The organism is Pseudomonas sp. LBUM1673 (assembly GCF_059695645.1).
In genome coordinates, this window is record NZ_CP166780.1 from 1,935,137 (window position 1) to 1,948,316 (window position 13,180).

The following is a 13,180-nucleotide window of genomic DNA, read 5'->3' on the forward strand; positions in this document are numbered from 1 at the left end:
TGTATGGTCGACTATTGTGGTAACTGTCCCAGTACACTTCTAAACTGTTCCGGTATTGTTTCACACAAGAATAAAATGCCCGTGAAATCGAGTGCTGCGTCATGACCAATCTCTTGCTCTATCAACGAATTGCTCAGCAACTGGCCGAAGACATCCGTCGTGGTGTCTATCAACCGGGGGAGCGCGTGCCTTCGGTGCGCAAGATGAGCTCGCAGCTCAACGTCAGCCATGCGACGGTGTTGCAGGCCTACGCCAACCTTGAGGATCAGGGGCTGATCCGTGCCCGGCCGCAATCCGGTTACTACGTGCACCAGACGCCGGCGCTCACGGCGCCAACTCCGGACATCGCCCGGGTCGAGCGCCCCGGCCTTGTCACCCGCAGCAGCATCATTCAGCAAGTACTGGTCGAATCTCGCCGCGAAGGCGTTTTCCCGTTGGGTGCGGCCGTACCGAGCGTCGATTATCTGCCGGTGCGGGCACTGCATCAGCAACTGGCCAAAGTCACCCGTTTCCATAGTCCGCGGGCGTTCAGCTACATGTTCAGCCCCGGTTTCGAGCCGTTGCGTCGGCAAGTGGCGATCCGCATGCGCGATGCCGGCGTGGTGGTCGATCCGTCGGAAGTAGTGATCACTCACGGCTGCGTCGATGCGTTGCAGATGTCTTTGCGCGTATTGACCCAGCCGGGCGACCTGATCGCCGCCGAGTCACCGACTTATTACGGTCTTCTGCAACTGGCCGACTTGCTGGGCCTCAAGGTCATCGAGATCCCCAGCGATCCGGCCACCGGCATGAGCCTCGAAGCCCTGCAACTGGCGGCCAACCAGTGGTCGATCAAGGCGCTGGTACTGACAACCCGCCTGAGCAATCCCTTGGGCGGCACCATGCCCGAAGAGCGGCAGAAACAACTGCTGCGCCTGGCCTCGGATTTCGATATCCAGGTCGTCGAAGACGATATTTACGGCGAACTGATGTTCGAGCAGGGCCGTACCAAATCGCTCAAGGCCTATGACCGGCTGGATCGAGTGATCTATTGCTCCAGCTTCTCCAAAACTCTGTCGCCCGGTGTGCGGATCGGCTGGATGATTGCCGGTAAGTACCAGCAGGAAATCCAGCGTTTGCAGACCTTCAGCACCCATTCGGCCTGCAGCGTCACGCAAATGGGCATCGCGGCTTACCTGGAAAATGGCGGTTACGACCGGCATTTGCGTTACATCCGCCAGGAGTACCGCAAGAATCTCAGCGCTTTCCAGCTGGCGGTGCAGCAGTACTTTCCGGAAGGTACACAGATGAGCCGGCCCACTGGCGGTTTCATTCTGTGGGTCAGCCTGCCGGGGCGGGTCAACACGCAGGAACTGCATGTGCGTGCGTTGCAACAGGGCATCAGCATTGCGCCGGGGCTGATTTTCAGTAATACCGAACAGTTCAATCACTGCATTCGCCTGAACTGTGGTATCCCCTGGAACCGTGAGGCCGAGCGGGCATTGATGACGCTGGGGTTGCTGGCGACGCAACTTTGTCAGGAAACAGCGAGCGGTTTTTGACCCGCCGGGCAGTTGTGAACGGCCCGCTTGTCTTGTCGCCTCCAACAGGCGAGCATAGGGGCTTCTGCCGTTCACACCGTTGGGTCCATGAAGCCGATTTTTCCTGCCGCCTGGCTGTTGATCTGCCTGTCGATGACCTTTCACGCGCAAGGCGTCATGGCGGCTTCCGTCCAGGAAAAACCGACAGCCAGCACAACCGCGAAAAAAGCGGCTCCGGTCAAAAAGTCCACGCCGGCCAAAAAGAAGGCTGCACCGGTCAAAAAGCGTGCCCCCATTGCCTCTAAATCGAAACCGGCCAGTGAAGTGGTGAAAACCACACTCCCTCCCGCTACGCTCGACTTGAGCTTGCCCAAGGACATGGTCGAAGAACTGAAACCGGTCGGCACGGTACCGTTGCCCCGACACGATGGGGTGTTGCCGAAAATGTTCGGTGACAAGGCGGGCAGTAGCCCATTCCAGCTCAACGGTCGCCTGCTCAGCAACGAAATGAAGTTGCAGTTGCGCAATGAAGAGCGCCGGGAAGTTGAAGGCGCGGCGCTGGAATTTGAGTTCAAGCAGTAAATCGCCCCCGTTCGTGACCTGCAGGCCAGACGCTTTGTCGGAGACTGGTCAGTCACGTTCGTTTGAGCGAAAAAACCCAGGCTCAGGTAATTTCAAACAGCCGTTTTAGCCGTTACTCTGTGCCCCGTCCCTTTAACACATTGCCCGTCGCGAGGAGCTTGTCGTCATGAGATGCCGTGAAGGCTGTGGCGCCTGTTGCATTGCCCCTTCCATCAGTTCGCCGATTCCCGGCATGCCCAATGGCAAAGCCGCAGGAGAACGTTGCGTACAACTGTCTGTCGATAATCTGTGCAGCATTTTCGGCAAACCGGAACGTCCTGCAGTGTGTTCGGCGTTTGAAGCCGATGTCGAGGTCTGCGGCAGCAGTCGCGACGAAGCGATCAAACTGCTGGGCTGGTGGGAGCAAATGACGGCCGCGTGATGTGTTCAACGAACGGAACTTCAACAATAAGGAATAAGACTATGGGTTCGCTGCATCGTATGGCTGTGCTGTGTGGTTTGACGGTTTTGCTGGCCTCCACGGCTCAGGCCGAAGACTGGAAAACCGCCAAGGATGAAGACGGTATCAAGGTGTCCTTGAGTGAAGTGGCCGGTTCCCAATACAAGGCTTACCGTGGCGTGACCGTCATGAAGACCACCATGGCCAAACTGCGTGCACTGCAGGAAGACGTTCCAGGTGCCTGCGCCTGGATTCACGAGTGCAAGACCCAGAAACTGCTCAAGCACGAAGGCAATCAGAGCTGGACCTACACCCAGTTCAATACACCCTGGCCGGTCACTGCTCGCGATTCGGTGTTGCATGTCACCACCGTTGAAGGCGCCGATGGCAGCCTGACCCGCGAGCTGGAAGGGCAGCCGAAGTACGTTCCGCAAGAAAATGGTTTTGTACGGGTCGCCCAGGTCAAAGGTTTCTGGAAACTCGTACCTAAAGGCGATCAAGTTGAAGTGATTTATCAGGTTCACACCGATCCAGGCGGCAGCGTGCCGTCGTGGTTGGCCAACAAGTTCGTGGTCGACGCGCCGTTCAATACCCTCAAAGCCCTGAAAGAACGCGCCGAGAAGTAACCGCGTATTTTGTCGATACGGCCCGTTCAACAACGCCCCGACTGGTTCGGGGCGTTTGCGTTTCTTACCAAGGGCGGGGCTTTATTTTGTTTCTGGATATGCGTTGCACGAAATTTTCACAAAGCCTCCAAGACAATTCGCCCGCGCCCCAACGAGTCAACCCCGCAACTTTGCGCCACGCTTCTTGTCCCAGAGCGCAACAAGCGACCGTTGCGCAGCCGGGCAGTAATCAATGGCAATGCCGCGATTGATCGTGCAACATTTGCGCACCGCGCACGCCCCGGGGCCGAGGATGGCCAACAGAGGGCGAGACAGCTGATGCCGGTCAGTTAAACGCAATCCATGTGGGAGCGGGCTTGCTCGCGAAAGCGGTGTGTCAGACGACATCAATGTTGACTGGGCCGCCGCCTTCGCGAGCAAGCCCGCTCCCACAGGTTAACCGGCCAGCATCAGGCAAGGCGCCGCTGTATTTTTGAAACTTCAACTTCCAATGGGTCCTAAAACGACATGGCAAACCCGGACGCCCTGAGTCAGCAGCGAGCTTCTAGTCGCCTGCTGCAACCGACCGTCAAATCGCATCTGGCCTACACACTGTTGTGTGCCCTGGTCATGATGGTCATGTTCAGCCTGCTGCGCGTGGCGCTGCTGGTCTACAACAGCTCGATGATCCTCGACACACCGGCTTCGACCTTTCTGGAAGCCTTCGCCAACGGCCTGCGTTTCGACTTGCGTCTGGTGGTTTACCTCAGCATTCCGCTGCTGCTGGCATTGTTCAGCGCTCGGGCCATGGCCGCCCGCGGGTTCTTCCGGCTGTGGTTGACCGTTGTCTCGAGCATCGCGTTGTTCCTCGGCTTGATGGAGATGGACTTCTACCGCGAGTTCCATCAGCGCCTCAACGGCCTGGTTTTCCAGTACGTGAAAGAAGACCCGAAAACCGTGATGAGCATGCTCTGGTACGGTTTTCCGGTGGTTCGTTACCTGTTGGCCTGGGCCTTGGGTACGTTGATTCTGACCCTCGCGTTCAAGGGGGCCGACCGCGCCACGCGTCCTCGCGGGCCGTTCAGCGGTGGCAGCATTGGTACGCGTCAGGTCGCTCCATGGTATGCGCGCGGCGTGGTGTTCGTGGTCTGCCTGCTGGTCTGCGTGGTCGCTGCTCGTGGCACCCTGCGTCAGGGCCCGCCGCTGCGTTGGGGGGACGTTTACACCACCGACTCGAACTTCGCCAACCAGTTGGGTCTCAACGGCACGCTGTCACTGATCGCGGCGGCCAAGAGCCGGATGTCCGAAGATCGCGACAACATCTGGAAAGCCACACTGCCACAGCCCCTGGCCCAGCAGACCGTGCGCGATTTGTTGCTGACCCCGAGCGACAAGCTGGTCGATCCCGAGACCGCCGCGGTGCGCCGCAACTACACGCCCGACACCAACAAGACACTGCCGATCAAGAACGTCGTGGTGATCCTGATGGAAAGCTTTGCCGGTCACTCGGTGGGTGCTCTGGGGCGTCCGGGTGAAATCACGCCGTACTTCGACAAACTGTCGAAAGAAGGCCTGTTGTTCGACCGTTTCTTCTCCAGCGGCACTCATACCCATCAGGGCATGTTCGCCACCATGGCCTGCTTCCCGAACCTGCCGGGTTTCGAATACCTGATGCAGACCCCGGAAGGCAGCCACAAACTGTCCGGCCTGCCGCAGTTGCTCAGCGTGCGTGACTATGACGATGTGTACGTCTACAACGGTGACTTCGCCTGGGACAACCAGTCGGGTTTCTTCAGCAACCAGGGCATGACCAACTTCATCGGGCGTAATGACTTCGTCAACCCGGTGTTCTCCGATCCGACCTGGGGCGTGTCCGACCAGGACATGTTCAACCGTGGCCTGGAAGAGTTGAAGGCCCGCGATGGCAAGGACAAGAAGCCGTTCTATGCCTTGCTGCAGACCTTGTCCAACCACACGCCGTACGCCTTGCCGACGCCATTGCCGGTGGAGCGTGTGACCGACCGTGGCAGCCTCAACGAACACTTGACCGCCATGCGCTACTCCGACTGGGCGTTGGGTCAGTTCTTTGAAAAGGCTCGCAAAGAGCCGTACTTCAAGGAAACCCTGTTCGTGGTCGTCGGCGACCACGGTTTTGGCAACGAACAGCAAATCACCGAAATGGACCTGGGTCGCTTCAACGTGCCGATGCTGTTGATCGGGCCGGGCGTCCAGGAAAAATTCGGTCAGGTCGACCATACCGTCGGCACCCAGATCGACATCGTGCCAACCATCATGGGCCGCGTCGGTGGCGACGTGATTCATCAATGCTGGGGTCGCGACTTGTTGAACCTGCCGGAAGGCGACAAGGGCTTCGGCGTCATCAAACCGTCGGGCAGCGATCAGACAGTCGCGTTGCTCACCGCCGATCGCGTGCTGGTACTGCCCAAAGAGATGCCGCCGAAGTTGTATCAATACGAACTGGGCGCCCACCCTAAAGGTGAACTAATCCCGGCATCGGCTGACGAAGCGGCGCTCAAGCAGAAGCTTGAGTCGTTCATTCAGACGGCCACCAAAAGCCTGATCGATAACACCGCCGGTGTGGTTGACGGCAAGCCGGACTAAGTTTTTGCGCAATAGAAAAGAGGCCCTTCGCAGGGCCTCTTTTTTTTGCCGGCAACCTTTATATCTTGCCAAGCAGCAGCAGGATCAACAGCACCACCAACACCGCGCCGATGATACCGGACGGGCCGTAACCCCAACTTCTGGAGTGCGGGAAGACCGGCAAGCCACCTATCAACAACAGAATAAGAATAACGATAAGAATTGTGCCCATGTCTATTTCCTTGTTGGAAGCGTTGTGGATTGACCTAGGGGTTTAGCCATCAGCTGGACTTGTATTAATCCTAGCTGCTTACAAAATCCGACTCATGGATATGAGAAAAAATTCCAATTTTTTTTAATGTATTTGGAAAGCACGCTTATTTCTTTTACTGCGTCTCAATGTTGAAACAGCCGGACCGCGCCGTGGTTCATCGCTGGCCATTCAGCACTCTGATGGAGCGTGGGTCGCGCATTATCCTTCGCTACACTCGGTGCATCTTTCCCGGAACAACAAGGCTGTTTGCTATGCAAAATCGCATGATGATCACTGGCGCGGGCTCAGGCCTGGGTCGCGAAATCGCGCTGCGCTGGGCGCGTGAAGGCTGGCAGCTGGCCTTGTCGGATGTCAGCGAACCCGGCTTGCAAGAAACCCTGAAGCTGGTTCGCGACGCCGGCGGCGATGGCTTCATCCAGCGTTGCGATGTGCGCGACTACAGTCAGCTGACGGCCTTCGCCCAAGCCTGTGAAGAAAAACTCGACGGCATCGACGTCATCGTCAACAACGCTGGCGTTGCCTCGGGCGGGTTCTTCAGTGAGCTGTCGCTGGAGGACTGGGATTGGCAGATCGCGATCAACCTGATGGGCGTCGTCAAGGGCTGCAAGGCCTTCCTGCCGCTGCTGGAGAAAAGCAAAGGCAAGATCATCAACATCGCCTCGATGGCGGCGCTGATGCAAGGCCCGGCCATGAGCAACTACAACGTGGCCAAGGCGGGTGTGGTGGCCTTGTCCGAAAGTTTGTTGATCGAACTGGCCCACGAGAAAGTCAGCGTGCATGTGGTCTGCCCGTCGTTCTTCCAGACCAATCTGCTGGACTCTTTCCGTGGCCCGACCCCGGCCATGAAAGCCCAGGTCGGTAAACTGCTGGAAAGTTCGCCAATCTCCGCGGCCGACATTGCCGACTACATCTATCAGCAGGTCGCTGCCGGCGAATTCTTGATTCTGCCTCACGAACAGGGGCGCATGGCCTGGGCGCTCAAACAGAAAAACCCGCAATTGCTCTACAACGAAATGACCGTGATGGCCGACAAAATGCGCGCCAAGGCCAAACAAAACGCAGGCTGAACTTGCCCGTGCGCAACACCGTCGTTAGGGTGGCCGCAAACCGGCCATCCTCACGAGACGTCTGCATGCTCAATTACCTGTGGTTTTTCCTCGCCGCGCTGTTTGAAATCGCCGGCTGCTTCGCCTTCTGGATGTGGCTGCGCCAAGGTAAAAGCGTCTTGTGGGTCGTCCCGGCGTTGCTCAGCCTGATCCTGTTCGCGGTGCTGCTGACCCGGGTCGAAGCGAGCTACGCCGGCCGTGCCTATGCCGCCTACGGTGGCATCTACATCATTGCGTCGATCGGCTGGCTGGCGGTGGTCGAGCGGATTCGTCCACTGGGCTCGGACTGGATCGGCGTGGCGCTGTGTGTGATCGGGGCGAGTGTCATCCTGTTTGGCCCGCGCTTTTCCGTTTCCTGAAGGATCGGTCCTTCAGGAAGCCGGTTTGTCGGACGCGTCTGTCAGGCCGCTGCATCCCGCGCCGTAGGGCGAGACTGTTTTGCTGCTGTTGCATTGAAGACCCGCTACGCGCCGGGCATCTTCAAGGGCCGGTAACCCTGAAGGATGAATGCCATGCTTGTACTCAGTCGCGTTGTGGGCGAGTTGATATCCATTGGTGACAACATTTCCGTGCGGGTTCTTGCCGTCGACGGAAGCAGTGTGCGCTTCGGTATTGAGGCGCCGCAGCAGGTCGACATACATCGCGCCGAAGTCTATGAGCGCATCCAGATCAAACAGGCAAAAGCCAAAGCCCGTTAAGAACCTCAGTCAAACAGATGCTTGGGCACGTCGTGCTTGAGCATCAACTGACATTGCTCGCTTTCCGGATCGAAGACGATCAACGCCTGGCCTTTGGTCAATGCCTGACGAACACGCAATACACGGGTTTCCAGCGGTGTGTCATCACCGTTATCGGTGCCGTCACGGGTCACGAAATCCTCGATCAGACGGGTCAGGGTGTCGACTTCAAGTTGGTCGTGGGGAATCAGCATAAGGCACCTCGGCTAAACAATGGCGCGATGCTACGGCGAATGAAGGGAGGCGGCTAGCCTTGACCTGATGTGGTGCCTGATCTGTCCTCATCGCGGGCAAGCCCGCTCCCACAGTTGACCGCATTTCCCTGTGGGAGCGGGCTTGCCCGCGATGGCAATCTTTCATGCGAAGAAAATGCCAAGGTCAGCTCTCCGAGCGCTGCCCAATCAAACTATCCACCGACGGCACCCGCGTATCGCTTTCCATCTGCGTCTCGTGCTCGATCTGATGACTGAACCGGTCCAGCGATCCTTTGGCCGGTTGAGCATCGCTGGCGAACACCGGCGGGCTGAGGATGTAGGCGCCAAGCAGGCGGCTGAGGGCGGCGAGGCTGTCGATGTGGGTACGTTCGTAGCCGTGGGTGGCGTCGCAACCGAAGGCCAGCAGGGCGGTGCGAATGTCGTGGCCGGCGGTGACGGCCGAGTGAGCATCGCTGAAGTAGTAGCGGAACAGGTCCCGGCGTGCTGGCAGTTCGTTGTCGCTGGCCAGGCGCAGCAGGTGCCGCGACAGGTGATAGTCATAAGGCCCGCCGGAATCCTGCATCGCCACGCTCACCGCGTGTTCGCTGGAGTGTTGGCCGGGCGCGACCGGCGCGATGTCGATGCCGACGAATTCGCTGACGTCCCAGGGCAGGGCGGCCGCTGCACCGCTGCCGGTTTCTTCGGTGATAGTGAACAGCGGATGGCAGTCGATCATCAGTTCTTCACCGCTGTCGACAATCGCTTTCAGCGCCGCCAGCAGGGCGGCAACGCCGGCCTTGTCGTCGAGGTGGCGGGCGCTGATGTGGCCGCTTTCGGTGAACTCTGGCAACGGGTCGAAGGCGACGAAATCGCCGACGCTGATCCCCAGCGAATCACAATCGGCGCGGGTGGCGCAGTAGGCGTCCAGGCGCAACTCGATGTGATCCCAGCTGATCGGCATTTCATCCACGGCAGTATTGAACGCGTGCCCGGAAGCCATCAGCGGCAATACGCTGCCGCGAATCACGCCGTTGTCGGTGAACAAACTGACGCGGCTGCCTTCGGCAAAGCGGCTGGACCAGCAACCGACCGGCGCCAGGGTCAGGCGGCCGTTGTCCTTGATTGCGCGAACTGCTGCGCCAATGGTGTCCAGGTGAGCGGAGACCGCGCGGTCCGGGCTGTTTTTCTTGCCCTTGAGGGTGGCGCGGATGGTGCCGCGACGAGTCATCTCAAAGGGAATGCCCAACTCTTCGAGGCGCTCGGCGACGTAACGCACGATGGTGTCGGTGAACCCGGTGGGGCTGGGAATGGCGAGCATTTCCAGCAGGACTTTTTGCAGGTAATTGAGGTCCGGTTCGGGAATTTTGCTGGTCATGGAAACTCCTGATGGGTTGAGAACATCGATGGTTTCGATGAGGGAAGGGGATTTTTGGCGCCTGTTCGGCCGTCTTCGCGGGCAAGCCTCGCTCCTACATTTGACCGCGCTGCCCTGTAGGAGCGAGGCTTGCCCGCGAAGGCGCCCGTCCAGGCACTACATCACTAAGAGGCCGCCGGCTGACTATGCGGAAACAACAAATCCACAAACCGCTCAGCCGTCGGCTGCGGCTCATGGTTGGCCAGCCCCGCGCGTTCGTTGGCTTCGATAAACACATACTCCGGCTGGTCGGCGGCCGGCACCATCAGGTCGAGCCCGACCATCGGAATATCCAGCGCCCGCGCCGCGCGCACCGCCGCATCCACCAGGGTTGGATGCAGAATCGCCGTGACGTCTTCAAGAATGCCGCCGGTATGAAGATTCGCCGTGCGCCGTACGAACAGATGTTCGCCGGCCGGCAAAATGCTGCTGTAGTCGTAACCCGCAGCCTGCAGCGTGCGCTGGGTCTCATGGTCCAGCGGGATTTTGCTTTCCCCGCTGGTCGCCGCCTGACGGCGACGGCTCTGGGACTCGATCAGCGCGCCGATGGAGTGCTGACCATCGCCCACCACCTCCGCCGGCCGGCGAATGGCGGCCGCGACCACTTCGAAACCGATCACCAGAATCCGCAGGTCGAGGCCTTCATGAAAGCTTTCCAGCAGCACTCGACTGTCGAACGTGCGGGCGTTTTCAATGGCTTGCTGGACTTCTTCGATGGTGCGTAAATCCACCGCCACCCCTTGGCCCTGTTCACCGTCCAGCGGTTTGACCACCACCCGTTGGTGCTCGTCGAGAAACGCCAGATTGTCGTCCGCGCTCCCTGCCAGTTGTTGGGCTGGCAGTTTAAGGCCGGCGTTTTTCAGCACCTTGTGGGTCAGGCTTTTGTCCTGACACAAGGTCATGCTGATGGCACTCGTCAGATCGCTCAGGGATTCGCGGCAACGTACCCGACGACTGCCGTGAATCAAGGTGAACAGACCGGCTTGCGCGTCGTCCACCTGCACATCAATGCCGCGCCGATGAGCCTCCTCGACGATGATTCGCGCATACGGATTGAATTCGCCTTCCGGGCCGGGGCCGAGAAATAGCGGCTGGTTGATGCCGTTCTTGCGCTTGATGGCGAAGGTCGACAAGTTGCGAAAACCCAGCTTGGCGTAAAGACTTTTCGCCTGACGGTTATCGTGCAGTACGGACAGGTCCAGGTAACTCAGCCCGCGGCTCATGTAGTGTTCGATCAAGTGTCGCACCAGTACTTCGCCGACGCCCGGGCGGGAACATTGCGGATCGACCGCCAGACACCACAGGCTGCTGCCGTTTTCCGGGTCGTTGAAGGCCTTGTGATGATTCAGGCCCATGACGCTGCCGATGATCGCGCCGCTGTCCTCATCTTCGGCCAGCCAGTAGACCGGGCCGCCCTGGTGATGGGGTGTCAGCAAACTCGCATCAATCGGCAACATACCGCGGGCCTGATACAGCTGATTGGTCGCCTGCCAGTCCGCTTCGCTTTGCGCCCGACGGATGCGAAAACCGCGAAACACTCGGGTGGCCTGACGGTAATCGCTGAACCACAGGCGCAAGGTGTCGGACGGGTCGAGAAACAGCTGAGCCGGTTCCAGCCCCAACACTTGCTGGGGCGCGGCAACGTACAAGGCAATGTCCCGCTCTCCGGGCTGCTCATTGAGCAACTCTTGGGCGAGGCTTACCGCATCGGGAAACGTATGGCCGATCAGCAACCGGCCCCAGCCGCAATGCACGGCAATCGGCGCGGCGCCCAATTCACTGCCGTCTTCGGCCAGGCGTGCCTGCAAGCGTTCGTAGGAGGGCGCCTGACCGCGCAACAAGCGTTGGCTGTAAGCCGTGGCGTGGGGTTTCATCGATCAGATTCCTTGTTCACTGAGCCACAGGTTCAGGGCTGCCAATTGCCACAGCTTGGAGCCGCGCAACGGGGTCAGTTGACCTTGCGGATCGGTCAGCAGGCGGTCGAGCATGGCCGGGTTGAACAGGCCGCGATCCTGACTCGGATCGAGCAACAGTTCGCGAACCCAGTTCAGCGTGTCACCCTGCAAATGCTTGAGGCCGGGGACCGGGAAGTAACCCTTTTTGCGGTCGATCACTTCACTCGGTATGACCAGCCGCGCCGCTTCTTTCAAGACTTGCTTGCCGCCATCCGGCAGTTTGAATTTACCCGGCACCCGCGCCGACAACTCCACCAGGCGATAGTCGAGAAACGGCGTGCGTGCTTCCAGGCCCCAGGCCATGGTCATGTTGTCGACTCGTTTGACCGGGTCGTCCACCAACATCACGGTGCTGTCCAGACGCAGCGCTTTGTCCACCGCTGCATCAGCACCAGGTTGGGCGAAATGTTCCCTCACGAAGTCGCCGGCCGCGTCGTTGGCCGTCAGCCATTTCGGCTGCACCGTGGCCGCGTAGTCGGCGTAGCTGCGGTCGAAAAACGCATCGCGATACGCCGCATACGGATCGCTCGCGCCGTCCACCTGCGGATACCAGTGATACCCGGCGAACAACTCGTCCGCGCCCTGGCCGCTTTGCACCACTTTGCAGTGCTTGGCCACTTCGCGAGACAGCAGATAGAACGCGATGCAGTCATGGCTGACCATCGGCTCGCTCATGGCGCGGAACGCCGCGGGCAGTTGCTCGATGATTTCTTTTTCGTCGATGCGCAGTTGGTGATGTTGGGTGCCGTAGTGCTTGGCGATCAGGTCCGAATAGTGGAACTCGTCGCCGCGCTCTCCGCCTGCATCCTGAAAACCGATGGAAAAGGTCGACAGGTTTTCAACGCCGACTTCGCGCAACAGCCCTACCAACAAGCTCGAATCGACGCCACCGGAAAGCAGCACACCGACATCCACCGCCGCCCGTTGACGGATCGCCACCGCGTCACGGGTGCTGTCGAGCACGCGGTCGCGCCAGTCTTCGAGGGTCAGGTTCAGCTCGTCGGCGTGTGGGCCGTAGGGCAGGGTCCACCAGGTTTTCTGCTCGGTGGTGCCGTCTGCTTCGATGCGCATCCAGCTCGCCGGGGGCAGTTTCTCGATGCCTGCCAGCAAGGTGCGCGGCGCCGGGACCACCGCATGGAAGTTCAGATAGTGATTGAGCGCCACCGGATCGAGAATCGGGTTGATGTCGCCGCCCTTGAGCAATGCCGGCAGGGCCGAGGCGAAGCGCAGGCGTTGGCCGGTGCGCGACAGGTACAAGGGTTTTACGCCGAGACGGTCGCGGGCAATGAACAGTCGCTTGGCGTCGCGCTCCCAAATGGCGAAGGCGAACATGCCGTTGAGTTTGGGCAACAGGGCTTCGCCCCAGGCGTGATAGCCCTTGAGCAGCACTTCGGTGTCACCACCGGAGTAGAAGGCGTAGCCAAGGCTTTCCAGCTCGGTGCGCAGTTCCGGGAAGTTGTAGATCGCGCCGTTGAAGGCCAGGGACAGGCCCAGTTGGTTGTCGATCATCGGCTGGGCCGAGCCGTCCGACAGGTCCATGATTTTCAGGCGCCGATGGCCCAGGGCAATCGGCCCCTGGCTGTAGAAGCCCCACGCATCAGGGCCGCGAGGGGCCAGATGATGGGTGATCCGTTCAATGGCTGCGAGGTCCGCAGGTTGATGGTCGAAACGTAATTCTCCAGCTAATCCGCACATAAGTCCTTACCGGTTTTTCCGTTGGGGAGGGTCAATCGATACCCGCCAAAAACGGCGG

General features: G+C 59.6%; 13 protein-coding genes. 8 read left to right on the top strand and 5 right to left on the bottom strand.

The genetic code is table 11. The annotated features are described in order from the left end of the window. Positions 1-101 precede the first annotated feature (101 nt). From ACA044_RS08850 to ACA044_RS08870, 5 genes are all read left to right on the top strand, one after another. Positions 102-1,541 carry an aminotransferase-like domain-containing protein gene (locus ACA044_RS08850; RefSeq protein ID WP_497446023.1) on the top strand — a complete coding sequence of 480 codons (1,440 nt, stop codon included), beginning with the start codon at positions 102-104 and terminating at the stop codon, positions 1,539-1,541. A gap of 87 nt (positions 1,542-1,628) precedes the next feature. Then, entirely contained in the window at positions 1,629-2,102 is a 474-nt protein-coding gene (locus ACA044_RS08855) for a translation initiation factor 2 (protein ID WP_497446024.1), read from the top strand. A 166-nt stretch (positions 2,103-2,268) separates the two neighbouring features. Continuing rightward, complete coding sequence (locus ACA044_RS08860) at positions 2,269-2,523, top strand: YkgJ family cysteine cluster protein (protein ID WP_497446025.1); 255 nt, start codon at positions 2,269-2,271, stop codon at positions 2,521-2,523. Between the two features lie 41 nt (positions 2,524-2,564). After that, on the top strand, positions 2,565-3,167 hold the full coding sequence (locus ACA044_RS08865; protein WP_497446026.1) for an START domain-containing protein: 603 nt from the start codon (positions 2,565-2,567) through the stop codon (positions 3,165-3,167). A 507-nt stretch (positions 3,168-3,674) separates the two neighbouring features. Then, positions 3,675-5,768 (top strand): LTA synthase family protein, encoded by a 2,094-nt coding sequence (locus ACA044_RS08870; protein WP_497446027.1) that lies wholly within the window; start codon positions 3,675-3,677, stop codon positions 5,766-5,768. Between the two features lie 58 nt (positions 5,769-5,826). Here the strand turns inward: ACA044_RS08870 and ACA044_RS08875 are convergent, their stop codons facing one another. After that, positions 5,827-5,985: a DUF3309 family protein gene (locus tag ACA044_RS08875; RefSeq protein ID WP_497447187.1), complete on the bottom strand. Its 159-nt coding sequence runs from the start codon at positions 5,983-5,985 to the stop codon at positions 5,827-5,829. A gap of 287 nt (positions 5,986-6,272) precedes the next feature. On the opposite strand from ACA044_RS08875, the gene ACA044_RS08880 reads away from it, so the two are divergent. From ACA044_RS08880 to csrA, 3 genes are all read left to right on the top strand, one after another. Beyond that, positions 6,273-7,088 (top strand): SDR family oxidoreductase, encoded by an 816-nt coding sequence (locus ACA044_RS08880; protein WP_497446028.1) that lies wholly within the window; start codon positions 6,273-6,275, stop codon positions 7,086-7,088. A gap of 65 nt (positions 7,089-7,153) precedes the next feature. After that, positions 7,154-7,486, top strand: a complete 333-nt coding sequence (locus tag ACA044_RS08885) for a YnfA family protein (RefSeq protein ID WP_497446029.1) — start codon at positions 7,154-7,156, stop codon at positions 7,484-7,486. A gap of 153 nt (positions 7,487-7,639) precedes the next feature. Continuing rightward, complete coding sequence (csrA, locus tag ACA044_RS08890) at positions 7,640-7,825, top strand: carbon storage regulator CsrA (RefSeq protein WP_497446030.1); 186 nt, start codon at positions 7,640-7,642, stop codon at positions 7,823-7,825. A 5-nt stretch (positions 7,826-7,830) separates the two neighbouring features. On the opposite strand, the gene ACA044_RS08895 is transcribed toward csrA, so the two are convergent. From ACA044_RS08895 to ACA044_RS08910, 4 genes are all read right to left on the bottom strand, one after another. Next, the gene (locus ACA044_RS08895; RefSeq protein WP_003199186.1) at positions 7,831-8,058 is read right to left on the bottom strand and encodes a YheU family protein; all 228 of its coding nucleotides are present in this window, start codon (positions 8,056-8,058) and stop codon (positions 7,831-7,833) included. A 184-nt stretch (positions 8,059-8,242) separates the two neighbouring features. Further along, entirely contained in the window at positions 8,243-9,433 is a 1,191-nt protein-coding gene (locus tag ACA044_RS08900) for an osmoprotectant NAGGN system M42 family peptidase (RefSeq protein ID WP_497446031.1), read from the bottom strand. A 164-nt stretch (positions 9,434-9,597) separates the two neighbouring features. Beyond that, on the bottom strand, positions 9,598-11,346 hold the full coding sequence (gene ngg, locus ACA044_RS08905) for an N-acetylglutaminylglutamine synthetase (RefSeq protein WP_497446032.1): 1,749 nt from the start codon (positions 11,344-11,346) through the stop codon (positions 9,598-9,600). 3 nt (positions 11,347-11,349) lie between these two features. Further along, complete coding sequence (locus tag ACA044_RS08910; protein ID WP_497446033.1) at positions 11,350-13,122, bottom strand: N-acetylglutaminylglutamine amidotransferase; 1,773 nt, start codon at positions 13,120-13,122, stop codon at positions 11,350-11,352. Between the last annotated feature and the right edge of the window lie 58 nt (positions 13,123-13,180).

Excerpts from the sequence above, each read along its gene's own strand:
- ACA044_RS08865 (WP_497446026.1), top strand. The coding sequence starts at position 2,565 with ATGGGTTCGCTGCATCGTATGGCTGTGCTGTGTGGTTTGACGGTTTTG.
- ngg (WP_497446032.1), bottom strand. The coding sequence starts at position 11,346 with ATGAAACCCCACGCCACGGCTTACAGCCAACGCTTGTTGCGCGGTCAG.
- ACA044_RS08855 (WP_497446024.1), top strand. The coding sequence starts at position 1,629 with ATGAAGCCGATTTTTCCTGCCGCCTGGCTGTTGATCTGCCTGTCGATG.
- ACA044_RS08850 (WP_497446023.1), top strand. The coding sequence starts at position 102 with ATGACCAATCTCTTGCTCTATCAACGAATTGCTCAGCAACTGGCCGAA.
- ACA044_RS08880 (WP_497446028.1), top strand. The coding sequence starts at position 6,273 with ATGCAAAATCGCATGATGATCACTGGCGCGGGCTCAGGCCTGGGTCGC.
- ACA044_RS08870 (WP_497446027.1), top strand. The coding sequence starts at position 3,675 with ATGGCAAACCCGGACGCCCTGAGTCAGCAGCGAGCTTCTAGTCGCCTG.
- ACA044_RS08895 (WP_003199186.1), bottom strand. The coding sequence starts at position 8,058 with ATGCTGATTCCCCACGACCAACTTGAAGTCGACACCCTGACCCGTCTG.
- csrA (WP_497446030.1), top strand. The coding sequence starts at position 7,640 with ATGCTTGTACTCAGTCGCGTTGTGGGCGAGTTGATATCCATTGGTGAC.
- ACA044_RS08900 (WP_497446031.1), bottom strand. The coding sequence starts at position 9,433 with ATGACCAGCAAAATTCCCGAACCGGACCTCAATTACCTGCAAAAAGTC.
- ACA044_RS08885 (WP_497446029.1), top strand. The coding sequence starts at position 7,154 with ATGCTCAATTACCTGTGGTTTTTCCTCGCCGCGCTGTTTGAAATCGCC.
- ACA044_RS08910 (WP_497446033.1), bottom strand. The coding sequence starts at position 13,122 with ATGTGCGGATTAGCTGGAGAATTACGTTTCGACCATCAACCTGCGGAC.
- ACA044_RS08860 (WP_497446025.1), top strand. The coding sequence starts at position 2,269 with ATGAGATGCCGTGAAGGCTGTGGCGCCTGTTGCATTGCCCCTTCCATC.